The 17142-nt window shown below is 52.1% G+C and carries 19 protein-coding genes; 7 read left to right on the forward strand and 12 right to left on the reverse strand.

What is annotated here, in order from left to right; translation table 11 throughout:
- Positions 1-3 precede the first annotated feature (3 nt).
- Positions 4-531, reverse strand: coding sequence for a TRAP transporter small permease (locus B4O97_RS16825; RefSeq protein WP_083052650.1), 528 nt, complete (start codon positions 529-531; stop codon positions 4-6).
- Positions 532-533: 2 nt separating this feature from the next.
- Positions 534-1568, reverse strand: coding sequence for a TRAP transporter substrate-binding protein (locus tag B4O97_RS16830; RefSeq protein WP_083052651.1), 1035 nt, complete (start codon positions 1566-1568; stop codon positions 534-536).
- Between the two features lie 144 nt (positions 1569-1712).
- Here B4O97_RS16830 and B4O97_RS16835 point away from each other — a divergent pair, with 144 nt between their 5' ends.
- Complete coding sequence (locus B4O97_RS16835) at positions 1713-2510, forward strand: alpha/beta hydrolase (RefSeq protein WP_143305788.1); 798 nt, start codon at positions 1713-1715, stop codon at positions 2508-2510.
- A gap of 10 nt (positions 2511-2520) precedes the next feature.
- On the opposite strand, the gene B4O97_RS16840 is transcribed toward B4O97_RS16835, so the two are convergent.
- Positions 2521-2826 carry a Trp family transcriptional regulator gene (locus tag B4O97_RS16840; RefSeq protein ID WP_083052654.1) on the reverse strand — a complete coding sequence of 102 codons (306 nt, stop codon included), beginning with the start codon at positions 2824-2826 and terminating at the stop codon, positions 2521-2523.
- 123 nt (positions 2827-2949) lie between these two features.
- Here B4O97_RS16840 and B4O97_RS16845 point away from each other — a divergent pair, with 123 nt between their 5' ends.
- Positions 2950-3225, forward strand: a complete 276-nt coding sequence (locus tag B4O97_RS16845) for a late competence development ComFB family protein (RefSeq protein ID WP_083052656.1) — start codon at positions 2950-2952, stop codon at positions 3223-3225.
- A 9-nt stretch (positions 3226-3234) separates the two neighbouring features.
- Here B4O97_RS16845 and B4O97_RS16850 read toward each other — a convergent pair whose 3' ends face one another.
- On the reverse strand, positions 3235-3642 hold the full coding sequence (locus B4O97_RS16850) for a SufE family protein (protein WP_158084366.1): 408 nt from the start codon (positions 3640-3642) through the stop codon (positions 3235-3237).
- Between the two features lie 61 nt (positions 3643-3703).
- Positions 3704-4129: a metal-dependent transcriptional regulator gene (locus B4O97_RS16855; protein ID WP_083052659.1), complete on the reverse strand. Its 426-nt coding sequence runs from the start codon at positions 4127-4129 to the stop codon at positions 3704-3706.
- Positions 4130-4265: 136 nt separating this feature from the next.
- On the opposite strand from B4O97_RS16855, the gene B4O97_RS16860 reads away from it, so the two are divergent.
- From B4O97_RS16860 to B4O97_RS16880, 5 genes are all read left to right on the forward strand, one after another.
- Positions 4266-4838 carry a TetR/AcrR family transcriptional regulator gene (locus B4O97_RS16860; protein WP_083052660.1) on the forward strand — a complete coding sequence of 191 codons (573 nt, stop codon included), beginning with the start codon at positions 4266-4268 and terminating at the stop codon, positions 4836-4838.
- Positions 4839-4912: 74 nt separating this feature from the next.
- Positions 4913-5488 carry a helix-turn-helix domain-containing protein gene (locus B4O97_RS16865; RefSeq protein ID WP_083052662.1) on the forward strand — a complete coding sequence of 192 codons (576 nt, stop codon included), beginning with the start codon at positions 4913-4915 and terminating at the stop codon, positions 5486-5488.
- Between the two features lie 28 nt (positions 5489-5516).
- Positions 5517-6812: a 3-isopropylmalate dehydratase large subunit gene (locus B4O97_RS16870; protein ID WP_083052664.1), complete on the forward strand. Its 1296-nt coding sequence runs from the start codon at positions 5517-5519 to the stop codon at positions 6810-6812.
- Positions 6809-7336 carry a 3-isopropylmalate dehydratase small subunit gene (gene leuD / locus B4O97_RS16875; RefSeq protein ID WP_083052666.1) on the forward strand — a complete coding sequence of 176 codons (528 nt, stop codon included), beginning with the start codon at positions 6809-6811 and terminating at the stop codon, positions 7334-7336. The genes B4O97_RS16870 and leuD overlap by 4 nt, the downstream gene beginning before the upstream one ends.
- A gap of 121 nt (positions 7337-7457) precedes the next feature.
- Positions 7458-7913 (forward strand): hypothetical protein, encoded by a 456-nt coding sequence (locus tag B4O97_RS16880; protein WP_083052667.1) that lies wholly within the window; start codon positions 7458-7460, stop codon positions 7911-7913.
- On the opposite strand, the gene B4O97_RS16885 is transcribed toward B4O97_RS16880, so the two are convergent.
- The 7 genes from B4O97_RS16885 to B4O97_RS16915 form a co-directional block, all read right to left on the reverse strand.
- A complete protein-coding gene (locus B4O97_RS16885) occupies positions 7910-8467 on the reverse strand; it encodes a hypothetical protein (protein WP_083052669.1) in 558 nt (185 codons plus the stop codon). The two genes, B4O97_RS16880 and B4O97_RS16885, sit on opposite strands and share 4 nt — an antisense overlap.
- A 5-nt stretch (positions 8468-8472) precedes the next feature.
- Positions 8473-9582: a redox-regulated ATPase YchF gene (gene ychF, locus B4O97_RS16890; protein ID WP_083052671.1), complete on the reverse strand. Its 1110-nt coding sequence runs from the start codon at positions 9580-9582 to the stop codon at positions 8473-8475.
- Between the two features lie 107 nt (positions 9583-9689).
- Positions 9690-10622, reverse strand: a complete 933-nt coding sequence (locus B4O97_RS16895) for a hypothetical protein (RefSeq protein ID WP_083052672.1) — start codon at positions 10620-10622, stop codon at positions 9690-9692.
- A 30-nt stretch (positions 10623-10652) separates the two neighbouring features.
- Positions 10653-13772, reverse strand: coding sequence for an efflux RND transporter permease subunit (locus tag B4O97_RS16900; protein WP_083052674.1), 3120 nt, complete (start codon positions 13770-13772; stop codon positions 10653-10655).
- Entirely contained in the window at positions 13772-14842 is a 1071-nt protein-coding gene (locus tag B4O97_RS16905) for an efflux RND transporter periplasmic adaptor subunit (RefSeq protein ID WP_083052676.1), read from the reverse strand. The genes B4O97_RS16900 and B4O97_RS16905 overlap by 1 nt, the downstream gene beginning before the upstream one ends.
- A gap of 5 nt (positions 14843-14847) precedes the next feature.
- Positions 14848-16170 (reverse strand): TolC family protein, encoded by a 1323-nt coding sequence (locus B4O97_RS16910; RefSeq protein ID WP_158084367.1) that lies wholly within the window; start codon positions 16168-16170, stop codon positions 14848-14850.
- Between the two features lie 87 nt (positions 16171-16257).
- Positions 16258-16854: a TetR/AcrR family transcriptional regulator gene (locus tag B4O97_RS16915; protein ID WP_158084368.1), complete on the reverse strand. Its 597-nt coding sequence runs from the start codon at positions 16852-16854 to the stop codon at positions 16258-16260.
- Between the last annotated feature and the right edge of the window lie 288 nt (positions 16855-17142).

Raw genomic sequence — 17142 nt, forward strand, 5'->3', positions numbered from 1 at the left:
CTCCTAGACATCCACATTCCGCACCCCCCCGGAATCCGGTTCCCGCCCCAGCAGGAGAAGAGCGATCTGTATCAGGTTCTGAACCATGGCAAGGCCCATGGTTACCGGAATCGCAAGACTGGGGATCACCATACTGATGGGAAGAGACTGGGCTATCTGAAACTTCGCATCCCGGACCATGTTCAGGGAATAGACCAGCATGACGGTGAGAAAAAGCAGTATCAGAAGATTGACACCAAGGTTCAGAACTATTTTCGGATATCTTCCCCGTATCCGATCCGGCAGAAAGGTAAGGCCTATATGTTCACCGTGATATATTCCCACCGAGATTGCCAGAGAAGCGGTCCAGATCATGAGATAACGCGAAAGCTCTTCGGTCCATCCCAGGGGATTCAGAAAAACATAGCGAAAGATGACCCCGGCCAGTACGGCCAGGGTCATGGTTCCCAACATAAAGGCGCAGGCAAAGCTTGAGATGCGATCAAGAAACTGCGCGAAGCCCTTTAAGAGCTGTATGCCCTTTTCCCGCACACCTAATCCCTTTCCGCCTCTTCAATGGCCGCGAGGAACTTGTCCACCCACATTGCACCTTCCCGGCCCAGCTGTTTTTCGATAAAGGCCTTGGCGGAAGGAATGGTCAGATTGCGGAACTCCCTCATCTGGGCCGCCGTCGGGGTATAAACCTCCATGCGACGCTGCAGAACCGGAAGCCCCTTCTCGGTGGAGTCGATCAGACGGCTTAAACCACGTCCCGCCAGAAGCGCCTCCCGGGAGGCATTGTCTATGACAGCCTTCAGGTCATCGGGCAGCCGCTGATAGAAGGTGTCGCTCATTACCCACACATAGGGAGCATACAGATGGTTCGTAAGGGTAATGTACTTCTGCACCTCGTAGAACTTTGCCATATTAATTATGGAGATGGGATTCATCTGGCCGTCCACAACACCGGTCTGCAGGGATGTATACACCTCCGCCCATGCAATCGCCGTGGGGGTCCCTCCCAGAGAGCGAACGATATCCTGGTGAAGCGGAACTGTCATCGTCCTGATTTTAAGTCCCCTCATGTCTGCGGGGGTCCGGATCGGCCGCTTTGAGTTGGTAAAGGCAAAGAACCCGCCGGACTCACCAAAACCCAGCACCTTGAAGCGGGTTTTTTTGCGGATATCTTCGGCCATATCCTTGCCGAAATCGCCGTCGTAGACCTTGTATCCCACCGCATAGCTTGAGAACGCGAAGGGAAGGTTCGTTACATCGATGAGAGGATAAAAGGTCGACATACCGCCGGTGGAGGCGATATAGCTCTGGACGATGTTGTTCTGAACCTGGATCATCGTCTCACGTTCTTTTCCCAGGACCCCGCTGTCGAATATCTGAACCTCGATTCGGCCGTTGGAGTTGGCTTCCACAGAGGACTTGAATACCGCTGCAATTGCTGCAGAGGGGATCTCGAAAGGCTGCTGAGCATTCAGGTGAGCGAGCTTAAGTACATATTCCTGAGCTCCAACACCTGTACCGAGGAGGGAAAAAACAATCAGAAGGGAAAACAGGATTGTTTTGGACCGATTCATACGTATCTCCTTAGGAATAATCTCCGCATCCCGGACTTAACAACCATGGAGAAACACTCGATCAGGACACTGTCTTAATTATGCTAGTATCCCACTGGCTTTGTCCACTTTTTTTACCGTAAATCACAACAAGTGTCCAGGAAAGTGTATTTAGACTATACTGTAACCATGAAGCAGAATCCCCGTCCTGTACTCAGCGCTGCACCCCGTTACCTCCCGGGCAGCCGGAAAAGATCGATCCTTCTTATCCACGGCTGGACAGGATATCCGGGGCAGCTCTACTTTCTCGGCGAAGAGCTGCAGAAAGCGGGATACACGGTCATGATACCGCGCCTGCCGGGTCACGGGACAAGTACCGGCGACTTTCTTGCCAGCACAGCCCGGGACTGGATTCGCCGGGCGGAAGACGCATACATGGACCTGAGCATTGAATGCGGCAGTCCGGTTGTTGCCGGCATCTCCATGGGTGCGCTGCTTGCTCTTCATCTGGGGGCAGTTTTCCAGCCCTCGGGTGTTATTGCCGCAGCTCCTGCAATGACCTTTAAAAACCCCGGCGTCTGCCTTTCGCCGCTTTTGAAGTACCTGATAAAAGAGATCCCCGTGGTGTCGGAGAACGAAAGCGACGACCCGGAGGAAAACTATATTCGAAAAGAATACTGGTCATCCCGAAGGCTTTCGGCGGTGGCGGAACTGCTCAAGGTGAGGCGACGGGTCAGAAAAGAACTCTTCCATGTGGATGCACCCCTGCTGCTCCTGGAGGCGGGTCAGGATGAACTTGTCACCCCTGCAGCAGTATCAAGAACAGCCGGAATGGTCTCTTCCAAAGACTCAATTACCCGGCTTTTTCCCGGGAGCGGACATCAGCTGTTCAACGGTCAGGAGAAGCAGGCTGTAGCGGAAGAGATTATCGGATGGCTGAAAGCACGATTTTCCGGTGAATAATGACCTGGAGTTATACGGCCGTATGCTTTTTGTATATACCGATCATTCTGCCAAAGGCGGAATTCTCTTTTTTCAGTTCCTTTGAGCCCCGGGTAATCTTGCACAGACTCAGGCCGAGTTCCTTTGCTATATTCCTCTGACTCATACCCTGGTCAATGAGTCGGACAAGGGCCCAGCGCTTGGTCAGCTCGTCAACCTCGTATTTGGTCAGAAGGCTGCGCAGAAACTCTGCGATAAGATCCCGATCATCGGTAGCCGCAATGGCATCCACCAGTTCGTCAAAAGCCCTTTCCGGGGTAAGGCTGTCTTGTTCCATAGAATCAATATAGTAAAAACAGACACTATTGTGCAACAAGCTGGCCTTTCTGCCTTGATTTGACCATTAAAAGAGGTTAAAATTTCAGGAAGATTATATTGATTCAGCTCAGAGAGGATATGTATGGCCCTGGAAGAGATCTATGATTTCTCGCAGATTCGAAATCAGGCGGAAAAGCTGGTTATTGAAGAGATCGAGCGGCAACTGACGGAGGGGGAACTGCAGGACAACGAAGAATTCATTCTTGATGTAGCTACGTTTGCCCTCAATCACCTGCGTCCGATTTACAGCTATACCCTTCTGGGGAAACTCTACACCGATAATCTGGAAGAAAGCTACTATCACGAAGTCGAGAAGGCAGTCTCCAACGCTATTCTCAAAATCCGCGGAAATCCCTGATACCCGGAATCACCCGTCAATAAAACTCCTGATTCTGCCTTCCAGAGCGGCAAGACCGTTTCTCCGGGACGGGGAGATGTGTTCGGCAAAGCCCAGTTCTGAAAAGAGTCCGTCGGAGCTGTCTTCAGGCAGATCAGCCTCCGGAACTCCGTCGTAACGCATAACGAGAACAGCCGCAAGTCCTTTGACAATGGCGGAATCGCTTTCGACCAGAAGCCGGAACACCCTGGTATTATCAGTTTCTTCCCAGCGGGGATAAACCCACACCCGGCTCATACAGCCGCGAACACGATATTCTTCGGTTTTTCTGTTTTCAGGAAAGGCGGGAAGATCCTTTCCAAGATCGATAACATATTCAAAACGCTCTTCCCAGGAAGAGAGAAGATTCAAATCCTCACGAAGATCACTGATTCTCACACAGATAAACTACGGATAATTTCGTCGGATTACAAGACCGGGCAGGATACTTCAGAGGATCTCAATAGTCGCCGGTCTCGTCCCTGAATTGTCCGAGAGGGACCTTATCACTCAGGACAAAGTCTGTAAAACTCTCCAGACGGGCAGCGATACTCCCGGGCATTGCGTGTTCTATCTGGCATGCGATTGATTCAGCCTCATCTTCCTTTACCATGAGAACCTCGGACAGAAAACGCTGTACGATCTGGTGCTTGTTGTAGATTGATCTGGCTATTTTTGTTCCCCTGCCTGTCAGGGTAATATATGAGTTCTTTTCATAGTCCACGAGGCCCTTCTCTTTCAGTATACGCACAGCTCCTGTTACCGAAGGCATCTGGACCTTCAATGCTTCCGCTATATCCTTGACCCGGGCAACCCGATTCTTTTTTTCGAGAAAAAGTATCGCTTCCAGATAATCTTCAAGACTTTGTGTGAGTTTTTCCACCATCGATCATTAGTATAGCCTAACAAAAATAGGATGACAAGATGTTTAGGACCTGTGCCGTATTATTGCTTGACGAGAAAGGAAAAAGGACGTACTGTTATTGCAAATATCGGCCGACGGCCTAGAGAGAGTTATCCGAATGGTAGCAGCACGGGGTAAAAACAGGGGAATCGACAATAAAAAAAAGATCCTGAACAGTGCCAGGAAAATCTTTCAGAAGAAAGGCGGACAGCAGACCAGCCTTGCGGACATAGCCAAAGCTGCGGGGATCAGCAAAGGTACCCTCTATTACTATTATTCAACAAAAGCGGAACTGATTTTCGACATTACCCATGAACATATGAATTCGATGACATCCTCCCTCTTGAAGCTCGTGGAGGACAAGGCCGAAACCATGGATGCGGCGGAGATTATCCACCTCGTCTACAACACAATTATAAAAGCCGAATCGCGATCGAAGCTGCACCTCTATCTTGTTCAGGAGGCCATCATCGGCAACGACGAACTGAAGCAGCGTTTCCAGCAGGCTTACAACGAATGGCGGGAAATGATCAGCTCAGGTTTAAAAACAATCCTGAAACGCAGAAAGGATATCGACGTACTCTCCCACGTTCTGCTTACCAGCATAACCGGGGGCATGATACAGCAGCTCCTGGGAGTCGATGACCTTCCCCTGGAAGAGATGTCTCACTGGCTCGTGTATAAACGTTAAGCACTCCCAGGCCGATACATATCTTGACTTATCAGGCTTTATACTTTATAAATACTTAAGAGGCTTTAGTCTAAATGAAAGAAGAGACACGCCACAGATTCGGGGAAATACTCAGAAACGTCAGAGAACGCCGGGGAATCACCTTAAAAAAGGTAGCCCTGGAGGTGGGAGTCAGCGAAAGCCTGATTTCCCAGATTGAACGGAACAAGGTATCCCCCTCTGTCGACACCCTTATTGCCATAGCGAATGTTCTGGAAATCGATCTGGAATACCTCTTCCGCGATTATAAAAGGAAAAAGAACGCCACCATAGTACGTCCCGACCAGCGGGTCACCAGGACCTTCCAGGGTGTCACCTATGAGCACTTAACCGTGGTAAGTGATCCCACGGATGAGCATTCCATGGAAGCCCTTCTTCTTACTCTGGAAAAAGGCGGTACCCGGGGTGACATGGAGTACGGCCACCGGGGAAAAGAACTGGGTGTCATTCTTGAAGGCTCAGGTACCCTCACCTACGGAAGCAACTCATATACTATTCACGCCGGGGATTGTGTCTCCTTCGATTCCGACATTCCCCACAATCTGGAAAACAAAGGCCAGACCCCCCTGCGGGCAGTCTGGATAATAACACCGCCAAAACATACACCCTGATAACAGGAAGAAAAAGCAAGGAGAAAAAATGGGACAAACGACTGCGCAAAAGATATTCCAGGCTCATCAGGTCGATCAGCCGGAACCCGGACGATATGTTCTCAACCTCGACGCGGTATTCTGCCACGAAATCACGACCCCCGGAGCTATTCTGGATCTCAAGGCCAGAAAGAAGGACCGGGTGTTCAATCCCGATAAAATCAAGGCCGTAATCGACCATGTGAGCCCCGCCAAGGACTCCAAGACGGCCCTTCAGGGCAAGATTCTCCGGGAATGGGCACGGGAGCAGAAAATCAGGGACTTCTTTGACATCGGACGCAACGGGGTCTGCCATGCCCTGTTTCCGGAGAAAGGCTTTGTGCGTCCCGGTTACACTGTAATCATGGGCGACTCCCACACCTGTACCCACGGTGCATTCGGTGCCTTCGCGGCGGGAGTGGGCACCACCGACCTGGAAGTAGGGATCCTCAAAGGCGTCTGCGTCTTTCGTGAACCCCAGACCATGAAGATCGAAGTCCGCGGAAGCCTTCAGCCCGGAGTATACGCCAAGGACCTGATTCTGCACATCATCGGAACCATCGGAGTTGCCGGAGCAACCGACATGGTAATCGAGTTTCACGGAGAGGCGATAACGGCAATGTCCATGGAAAGCCGCATGACCCTGAGCAACATGGCCGTGGAGGCCGGAGCGACCAGCGGTATATGCATGCCGGATACGACCACCGTCGAATACCTCTGGCCCTTCATCCAGGATGAGTTCGCCAGTCCCGGGGCCGCCCTTGAAGAGTACAGCCGCTTCGCCGCCGATTCCGATGCAGAATACAGTGAAACCATCGTTATCGAGGCTGCAGACGTAGTACCCTTGAGCACCTTCGGCTACAAGCCTGACCAGGTAAAACCCGTGGCGGATTTCGATTCCACCCCCGTGGACCAGGTTTATATAGGATCCTGTACCAACGGCAGACTCGAAGACCTTCGCATCGCCGCACAGGTTCTGAAGGGGAAAAAAGTAGCCCCTGCCGTGAGGGGAATACTCTCCCCCGCAACCCCCGGGGTTTACCATGAGGCCCTGAAAGAGGGAATAATAGACATCTTCATGGAGGCCGGCTTCTGTGTCACTAACCCCACCTGCGGGGCATGCCTGGGCATGAGCAACGGAGTACTGGCGGAGGGAGAGGTCTGTGCCTCCACCACCAACCGCAACTTCAACGGCCGCATGGGAAAGGGCGGCATGGTACACCTGATGAGTCCTGCAAGCGCTGCGGCGACAGCCATCGCAGGCCGCATCATCAACTCACCCCTCTATGCAAGGAGCGCAAAATGAAGAACTTCTCAGGCCGGGTCCTTTTTCTGGACCGGGGAGACATAAATACCGACGAGATTATCCCGGCAAAGTATCTCACAGAAATCACCCGGGAGGCCCTGGGTCCCCACCTGCTGGAAGACCTCTCCCTGGAGGGTTTCGATCCGGCAAAGGACCTGGAAGGAAAAAAGGTCGTAGTGACAAGGGAGAATTTCGGATGCGGATCTTCCAGGGAACACGCACCCTGGGCCCTTGAAGCCCGGGGAATCAATATCGTGATAGCCACCAGCTTTGCAAGAATTTTCCGGCAGAACATGTTCAACTGCGGTATGCTGGCGGTGGAAATACCATCCCCTGCATGCGATGATCTTTTTCAACGCTTCTCAGGGAAAGATGTTTCAGTGGAAACGGACCTGGATGCAATGAAGTTTATATTCTCCTCGGGATCAGAAAAGATCGAGATACCCTTTAAACTGAGCGAATTCGAGAAGGATCTGATAAAAGCCGGCGGCTGGGTGGAATACGCCGACGCCAAATACCGGTAAAAACAGGCCATTCCTTTTCATCCGCGCTGCTCTCGTTCGAGGGCAGCGTTTTTTATTCCCGTTTCTCCAGGCGCCTTGAATCTGTCTGCCCTAAAGTCGTACACTTGAGAGGGAGGATCCTTTGGCTTTTCAGCATACCCCGGTCATAGAAAAGATGACCAGAAACCACAACGTGTATTTTACCCTTCACTGGTCACCCCTCGAAAAGGCTGACAAATACCGTATAAACTCCGGCGTTCCCTCCATGTCCGGGGTATACGAACTCTATTACCGGGACCCCTACGGAAAAATGATCCTTCACGAGGTAGACTGCGCATGGTACGGAGGACTCCGGTCCCGCCTGCGGAGAATAACCGACCCGGAACTCGAGGAAGACCTTGAAAAAAGAAAATTCATCGAAAACAGGAAATTCTTCTTCAGATACTGTCTCAGTGAAAACTTCAAGGACATGCAGGACGTGGTATTTTTTCTGAGCAGCACAGCAGGACTGCCCGAGGAAAAGAGAAGCCCGGATTCCGGACGCTACAAGAAGGTATACCTTCGGGAGAACTCCCCCAACAAGATCACGACCCTTTAGATCGACCTGTTTATCAGCTCCCAGCACATATCGGCATCGATCTCTTTATTCAGATACTTGGTAATGATTCTGCGTACGGGAACCGGAAATTTGCTCCAATAAGCTTGAGGCCAGTCTCCGATCTCGGCAACAAGAGATTTGAGCTCCCGGGGATCCATACTCTCGGTCTTGTAGGCAATATACTGGCGAATCATTGTCAAAAGGGCTTCCTGGGGAATGTCCCCGGCGCTTTGTCCGCCCCTGCTTTTCTTCCCGGGATCCGGAATCCATGACTCCAGGAGGGTCTCAAGCTGTTCGTCTCCGATCTCGGGGGCCTGACCTTTTATTATCTGCACGGCATAGTTGCGAATCATGTCCCGGATGGATTCCACACTTGCCCCGACCTGCTCTTCAATACTGCGGCCGGTCTGGCGAGCGACGTTCTGAATATTAACCCCGCCGAAGGCTTGCTGCTTCTCCCGCCTTTTCAGTGCTTCCCTGATAGCGGCAAGATCATCCGTGTCTGCCTCATTCAGGATATATTCAAGTATGGGATAGATCCGTATCTTGTCCATGGCCTCTAAACATTGAACTTGAAGAACATGACATCTCCGTCCTTGACGGGATACTCCTTTCCTTCAATCCTCAGTTTACCTGCCTCTTTGACCTTCTGTTCAGATCCATAACTGAAAAGGTCTTCGCAGTGGTAAACCTCCGCCTTGATAAAACCCTTCTCGAAATCCGTGTGAATTACCCCGGCGGCTTTCGGCGCGGTGTCGCCTTTATGGAAGGTCCAGGCCCGGACCTCCTTCGGTCCGGCGGTAAAAAAGGTCCTGAGATCAAGCGTGTCATAGGCCTTCTGTATCAGTTTGGACAGACCCGACTCTGCAAGACCTGCATCGGAGAGGAACATCTCCTTCTCTTCCTCGGAATCCAGTGCCGCGATATCCGCCTCGAGTTTGCCGCAGATTCGTACGACCTCGACCCCGTCTTCTCCGGCAATCTTTTCAACCTCCCGGGTATAATCATTGCCGTCCTTTATGCCTTCCTCATCGACATTGGCCACATAAATCTGCTTTTTCAGGGTAATAAGCTGAAGTTCCTTCAGGATCTCCTTTTCATCATTACCGAAATCCAGGGTCCTGGCCGCCTTTCCCTGGGAGAGGACCTCCTGCAGCCGCTTGAGGAGCAGATCTGCGGTTTCGGCCTTCTTTTTCACATCCTTGTCAGGAGACCGGAGGGCCTTGCTGTTTTTTTCCAGCCGCTTCTCCACCGTCTCGAGATCCGCCAGAGCAAGCTCGATATTGATCGTCTCGATATCCGAAGCAGGATCAATCGTATTGCTTACATGGGTGACATCAGGATCGTCAAAACAGCGCACCACATGGGCGATAATTCCTACTTCCCGGATGTTCGCGAGGAACTTGTTCCCAAGCCCTTCCCCTTTGGAGGCGCCCTTTACAAGTCCAGCGATATCGACAAATTCCACGATGGCGGGTATAACCTTTTCTGTGGGAATAAGATCTACAATTTTCTGAAGCCTGCTGTCGGGTACGGACACTATTCCGACATTCGGGTCTATAGTACAAAAAGGGTAGTTTGCCGCCTCAGCAGGTGCCGAGGTAAGGGCAGAAAAAATAGTTGATTTTCCAACATTCGGCAGTCCGACGATACCGCAATTCAATGCCATTATTATTCTCTTATCTGAAGGATTGTTTATTCTTTATACTCTGAAATCGGGACTTTATTCAATGACAGGCAGATAAAGGTCAGCTCGGACAGAGGGAGACATCCCGATCAGCGGTGTTCCTGTAATATCTTGATAATGGTTTGAATAGTCTCTATGCGCTGCTCTAAACTGGTATTTTCCGAGATCTCATCCCCCGTAATACCCAATCGAGACAGTCTGTGTCTCGCCTTTTCAGAGAGTACGACGGGTAACTGATTTTTCAGGCCAGAATTACTACAGGCATGATGCGTTATCGGCACCTCGCTGAGAACAGAAGCAGAGTACAGTATCCTGGAAAGCAGCTCTTCATTTTCATCAATCTCATAATCAGGCAGAGAGTAGTGAAAACAGGCCTCATCTGGTTGTTGGAGACAGCCGGAAAGACTTCTCTCTTGCTCCGAAGGGTTATTCACTGTTTCCGCTTCGACCTGTATTCGCCCGCCCAATAATCCAACATACTGCAGAAAATCAGCTGGGACATGCTCATCAGGATGAACAGCCCAGGTAAGGCTGAGCGGTGATCCGGCGGCAAGGGTTTCAATTGCCGCGCTTGCTGCACTCAGGACATGTCCGCCAAGAACGATCCTTTCAGGTCGATTTGACAAGATCGTCCTGGCCTTGCAGCTGCAGTTTTCATATACATCAATCCCATTGACAAAAAATCGGGGGGAATCGATGTTCAACAGCGCACTGACGGGCAGCCAGAAACTCGACCCGTTTCGCAGGATAATATGGATTTGATGGTCCTCACAATTGAGTATTCTTCCATCCAATATCGTACCCGGTTTCAGCACATCCCGCGGCCGTATCAGCAGGTTTTCGGTCCACAATCCCGCTCCTTCAATGGCAGGAATATATGGATCCACCGCATACTCAGAAGAGCTTACAAGAATGGTAAAGGTCTGTTTCTGGAGTAAAGCTGCCCAGCAGAGAGCATTGAGCCCCCGGCCGACAACTACGACCGGAGCTCCGTCTAAAATTTCACTCGTTGATCGACGCATGATTTCTGAGATACTCCTTCCTTTGGAAAATCAATCAGTCCTGTTGAATCTCTTGACCCATCCGCCGAGATCGTCCATCACCGAATAGAAGACCGGGATTACTATCATGGTCAGAAAGGTTGCCGCGGTCATTCCGCCGATAACAGCTACCGCCAGGGGCGAAAAACGTTCGGCTCCGAGGGCCCACTCCATGGCCAGGGGGATCATACCCACGATGGTTGAAAGGGAGGTCATCATTATAGGCCTGAATCTGGCATCCACAGAGCTTTCTATCGCCACCATGCGGTCTTCACCGGCATCGCGTCGTTGCTGGATAAAATCGATCAGGATTATTGAGTTGTTCACCACAATTCCGATCAGGAGAATCAGGCCTACCAGTACCGGCATCGAGACGGGCATTCCCGCTATCCCTAGTGCCGTGGCTATACCTATCAGACTCAAGGGTACCGCCATCATCACGGTAATCGGGTGGGCGAAGGACTTGAACTGTGCTACCAGAAGCAGATAGACAGCAATAAAGGCGATTCCCAGCGCGCCGGCGAGTTCGCTCCGCGACTCGGCCATATCCTTCTCTTCGCCTTCCAGGGTAATTGCGTATTCTTCCGGTACCAGGATTTTATCGAGGGCTCGTTCCACATCACGGGAGACAAAATTAAGGGGACGATCCTGATGGAGCGCCAGGATGTCGAGGGTCGGCAGCAGGTTCTCCCGCGTAACCAGCCCCTGCCCCATTACCTCACGCCCCTGGGTTACTGTTCCAACCGGCACGGTTGTCCCGACACTGGGTGCAAAAGCCCGGACGGCAAAGGCATCATCCCGTTCGCGGCGGTACTCCGGCGCGTAGCGGACGCGTATGGGAGTGTCGTTGCCTCCTTCACCCCGGTAGACGCCGGCAGGTGCCCCGTCGAGGGATCGTGCCAGTTCACGGGAGATCTCGTCAGGCGGCAGTCCGAGCTCACGGGCACGATTTATGTCGACAGTGAGGATTACGTTCCGCTGGTCGAGACGCCAGCTGCGGTAGGTATTGACCGTTCCCGGCACCGAGGCGACTGTTTTCAGCACCTCGTCACCAAGCCGATCGAGAACCAGAGGATCGGGACCTTTTATACTGGCTACAATCGTCGAGGCCGTGGTTGATTTAGCGGTACTGCCGGACTCACGGACAACATAATTCTCGATTCCAGGCACCCGCGAGATTTTTTCACGCACCCGGTCCTGAATCTCCCATATCGTCTCATCCCGCTCTGTCCGCTCTGTCCAAGCAATGGTGATATACCCTTGCGTCGGTCCCTGGACACCACCGCCCCCGAAGGAGTTCATCCCCGGCTCGAATCCTATCTGGGTCGATACTTTGTCCAGTTCAGCCTCTTCAAGGATAATCGCTTCCACATCGGCAACAACCCGTTCTGTCTCGTCGAGAGAGGAACCTGAGGGAGTCTCGATGCTTATGAAGGTCGCTCCGCCGTCCATCTTCGGCAGCAGTTCCATACCCAGGGACACAAGAATACGCCCCCCGGCCACAAACAGCACCAGCGCGACGACCAGTACCACCCAACGGTGGTGAAGAGACCACTTGAGCATATGAACGTACAGCGATCGGAGACGGTTCATCAGAAAACTCCAGGGCCTGGCCGCGGTTTGAGCAAACCGTTCCATTCTGCCCGCATTCCCTGTGACCTTCATGGTGAGAATCGGAACCAGCATCAAGGCTACCAGAAGGGATGAAATAAAGGCGATGATCATTGTTGCCGCCAGGGGACCAAAGGTCTTTCCGACAAATCCATACAGAAACAAAAGGGGAATCAAAACCGTCAAGGTCGTCGCGTTACCGGCAATAACAGCGAACTGGATCTCCTTGGCGCCCTCCAGGGCCGCCTTGAAAGAGGAGACACCAGCCGCCCCCTCTGAGTTCCCCTCCTGATAGTGGCGAGTTATGTTTTCCAGGACCACAACCGAGGCGTCCACAACCATTCCCACCGCGAGGATTATCGCCGTCAGCGTAACCAGGTCGACCTGAATGCCGAAGAGCTTCATCCCGGCGAAGGTAAGAAGGAAGGACATGGGCATCGAAATGGCGACCACCAGGCCGCGACGAAAACTGCCCAGGAAAAGAAAGATGATTACCGTTGCCAGGGCCAGCGCCTGGCCGACGGCGCCGAGCATATTGGAAACAACCTGCTCGGTAAAGGAGGCATCCTCGTCAGCAACCAGCACGGTCAACTCAGGGTACTTCTTTCCGATCTCCTCAAAAGCTGCCGTGATCCGGTGTACGACCTCCACGGTATTTGCATCATCCTGTCTGAATATCTGCATGGCGATGGCGTGGCTGCCGTCGACCCGAAAGCGCGAGAGGTCTTCCCCGGAACCGATACTGATCCGGGCCAGGTCCCCCACAATCAGACGCTGCCCCGCGGGAGTGCTTAGCGGAATTGATTCAATCTCCTCGATGGATTGACTGAGCTCATCGACCCGAAAACTGTACTGTTGTCCCTGGCTTCTGATTTCACCCGCGGGAAGACTAACGTTGTGAGAGGAAATCGCCCCGATAACAGCGCCAAGGGGAAGGTTATGCGCTTCCAGCCGCGACCGGTCTACATCTACCGATACCTCCGGTTGAAAGCCTCCGAACACATCCACAAGGGCTACGCCGGGTATCCGTTGAATCTCCGGGGACAGCACTTCTTCGGCAAGATCCCGTACCGCCACCATATCCGTACCCAGTAATCCCAGGGTGATCACCGGGCGGTCACTGGTGGAGAACTTCAATACCTGCGGCTCGGCGATTGTATCCGGTAAAGCCGACCTTATACGGGTCAAAGCATTCTGAACATCCACCGCCGCCAGGTCTACTGAAGTATCGTAGCGAAACTCCACTGCCACAAGGGATATTCCGTTCTGGGAGGTTGAACTGACCTTCTCCACCCCCTCCAGCGAGGCAAGCTCCTCTTCGATGGGATCGGATACCAGATCTGCCACATCCTCGGCGGCGGCCCCGGGATAGGAGGTCAGGATATTCACCAGGGGCGGAGCGGTATCCGGGAAGAGTTGAATCGGTAGATTTATGTACGAGAGAATCCCGAAGATTACCGCTGCAATAAAGAGCGGATAGATGGTATATCTGTTTTTCAGCGAATATTCGGAAAGAGCCATTACCTGCTCCTTTCGGCGTTGACGGCATAGACAGGCGCCCCGTTCTGCAGACTGCTGAGGTTGGTGACGGCCACGAAATCCTGCCCGTTCCAGTCAAAATCAACCGCTACCCATCCCTCCTGGCTTATCCCCGGTTCAATATCGACTCGATGAGCCGTTTCTCCGGTGATGACAAAGAGGTGGGGGTTGCTGTCGCGATCAGCAAGCGCCCGGGTCGGCACGGCGACAACATCGACCTGACGCTGGACAATAAACTCGGTACGGATGGAGGCTCCCTTGCGCCACAAGCCTTTTGCAAGGTTCGTATCAGGTATAGGTATTGTCACAGAGAAAGTTCGAGACTGGCCGCTGGCCGCCGGTGATATAGCTGACACACTGGCCGCCACCGACGGGCCGTTGTTTATATGAAGTTCCACTTGAGTACCAATACCTATACCCCGTTCGAGGTCCTCCTCAACCACATCGACTTTGATTTCCCGGGACTCGTCTCCGATCAGGATGAGCGGCTGGCCGGGCATAACCGGCTGCCCTATTTCCGCCGGCCAGTCCAGAACCGTACCATCGAAAGGTGCAGTTACGACCGTTTTTGCCAGCTGAGCCTTCGCTTCGTCGAGACTTGCCCTGGCGCTGCGAATAGCCCGCTCGCTGGAATCGGCCTGTTCAGGTGCCAATGCCCCCTTTGCCACCAGGTTTTTGTCTGTTGTATGCCTGCGGCCCCAGTAGTCGACCTCGGCCTCGAGTCGTTCCACCGCCGCTCCCAATTCAGGAGAATCGAGCATCGCCAGTATCTCATCACGTGAAAACGATTCACCTTCACGAAAAGGGAGTTCCGCCAGGGTACCCTGTACCCGGGCGATTATGGGTACCTCCTGACGAGCGTATACCGTCCCTATGTATGAAATACGTCGTTCAAGGCTGGTAATCCTGGGTTTTTCCACCCGGACGGCTACCGGCTTTTCCGCGGCAGGTTTCCCTTCCGTCTTTCCGATACTGCCTCCGGCGGAACATCCGGCGAGGACCATCAATAGTATAATTGCCATAATCCACAGCGCTTTATGCTTTTGTATCATCTGAATTACTCCTGTATAAATTTTCCTGCGAGGGATGGAGTCAACTTTCCCGCCAGTTTGTAGTACGCGACATAGGAGAGCAGCTCTTCATACAGCATGCTCCGCTCGCGCAGGCGAAGTTCAAGGAGAGCAGCTTCTTCTGTCAGGACATCGCTCAGGGAGCTGCGACCTTCGGAGTATCGAAATTCCGCCGCCTGGACAGTCAGCTCCTGATTCTCGACAGCTTTTGCCAGGTATTCCCTGCGCGAAGCAGCATTGTCGGAACGGAGCATGGCAATTTGTGCTTCGCTCTGCTCATTTGTGCGAGCAGCATCCAGCTCATACCTGGCAGCTTTCAGACGGGCTTCCGCTGATTGCAGGTGCGCCGCCCGTTCTCCTCCAGTAAAGAGGGGCATGCTTACCGACAGTCCAAGGGCCCATTCGGAAGCAATATCCGTTTCCGCGGAAGCCCGGAAGGTCTGGCTGGCAAAGCCTGAAAGCCTCGGAGCAAACGCAGACAGTGTCGACTTCTTCGCTTCCTGAGCAGCAGCGTACTGCGCATCCGCTGCCAGGCTTCCGGGTCCGGAAATCGTCTTCTCATCAAAATCATCCTTATCGATCGCTGAAACGGAAAAACCATGATTTCGTGGATAAACAGCTTCGCTTCGTCCAAGCATTTCTCCAAGCCGGTATGCAACTACGTCCTTCTGGTAAAGAATTTCAAGTCGGTCAGAAATCGCAGAATCAAGGGAGGCAGTAAGCTCGGCAAGCGATGCGGGGGATACCCTTCCCTCTCTGCTGAGAGTCTCAAGTTCCTCGTGTCTGCGCTTAAGGGTCGTAATATGACTGTCCATCAGTGCGAGACTGTCTGACAGCTGGGCCATTTGTACAAAGACTTCAATTACACCGGCTATAACATTCTGTTCAACAATGCTGGCCTGGGCCTTTCCGGCATTCAGCATATGTCGCGTTGCCCCGACACTGTGGAGGGAAGCGAGGTCGATAATGGGAATGTCGAGGCGCAGTACACCAGTGTAGATATCCCGGTCAAACTCCAGAGGATTTGCCGGTTCAGGCGAACCATGCATGGGAGATACCAGAGTCTGTTCCTCATTTTTTGTGTAATCACCAAGGGCTACAAGTTTCGGCAACAGAGTACTCCGTGCTTCCCGTACTGCTGCCTCATGCTGCCTGACTTCCACCTCTGCAGCTGCGATGCGGTAATTTTTTACCATTACCTCCTCCAGGGCCTCATCAAGGGAGATCTCATTGTGCTCTATTGTCTCTGCAAAACCTTCACCTGGATGGGCTATAAGCAGTGCCGCCAGGTATGGTATCAGTAACAGCATAAATCTTTTTGTTCGTGCTTTATGTACTTTTTCATAGTTATCACTAACTAACCTTCTATTGTAAAAAAACAGCATTTTTACACTCCTTCATCTTTTATTTCCAGCGACTGATAACAGGCTGATAATCGACTCGGCAAGTGCCGCCCCCTCTTGCGCCAGGTCGAACTGATATTTGCTCAAATACCAACGGGTCACTAAAAGACGCAGGGTACCCAGTACGGTCATTGCCTGGTGCTGCATCGGCACTTCCCTGCGAAAAATACCGCTTTCAATGCCTTCATCAAGGATACTTCTGACATATCCTTCGGCGGATTCCATAACACGAGAAATTGTATCAATAAGTTCCCGCTGATCCATAAATATTTCCACAGCGAAGAATATTCCTGACGTCGCAGGATATTCCAGAAAACGTTTGGTGTGCTGAAGAAAAAAAGCGCGCAGTTTGTTTTCCGGGCTGCGATCGCTCTGAACGATCTCCTGCAGAACTCGTGAACTCCAGATGGCAAACTGCTCAAGAATTGCAACGAGAATTGCATGTTTACTGTCGAAATGACGATAGAGAGCAGGTTCAGATATGCCGATTCGCCTGGAAAGTTCCCGCGTTGTAAAACCCTGAATCCCTTTCTCTGCTATAATCTCAATGGACCGTTCCAGTATCTCACTCTGTCTTTCACTCAATTCCACCGGATTCATCCCACCCTTTGTTAGTTATCACTAACTATAATCATATTACTTTATCCGGTCAACAAATTTTCTGCATTATTTTTTTTGATTTCATCATATACCTGTCTCTTTTTTCAAAGTCGATGGGAGACAACCGTTTGTGTTTACAGGAGAAACCGCAGTTTTTATAAGAAAGGAGCAAGTTCAAGCCGGGTAATCAGGCCGTTGACGCCGTAAGCTCTTAACACGTGACGCCAGGTCCGGCATCTTTCGCGGGGATGCGAAAGTGCAAACCGGCCTTTTCTTTTG

Origin of the sequence: Marispirochaeta aestuarii (genome assembly GCF_002087085.1) — a bacterium.
Taxonomy (GTDB): domain Bacteria; phylum Spirochaetota; class Spirochaetia; order JC444; family Marispirochaetaceae; genus Marispirochaeta; species Marispirochaeta aestuarii.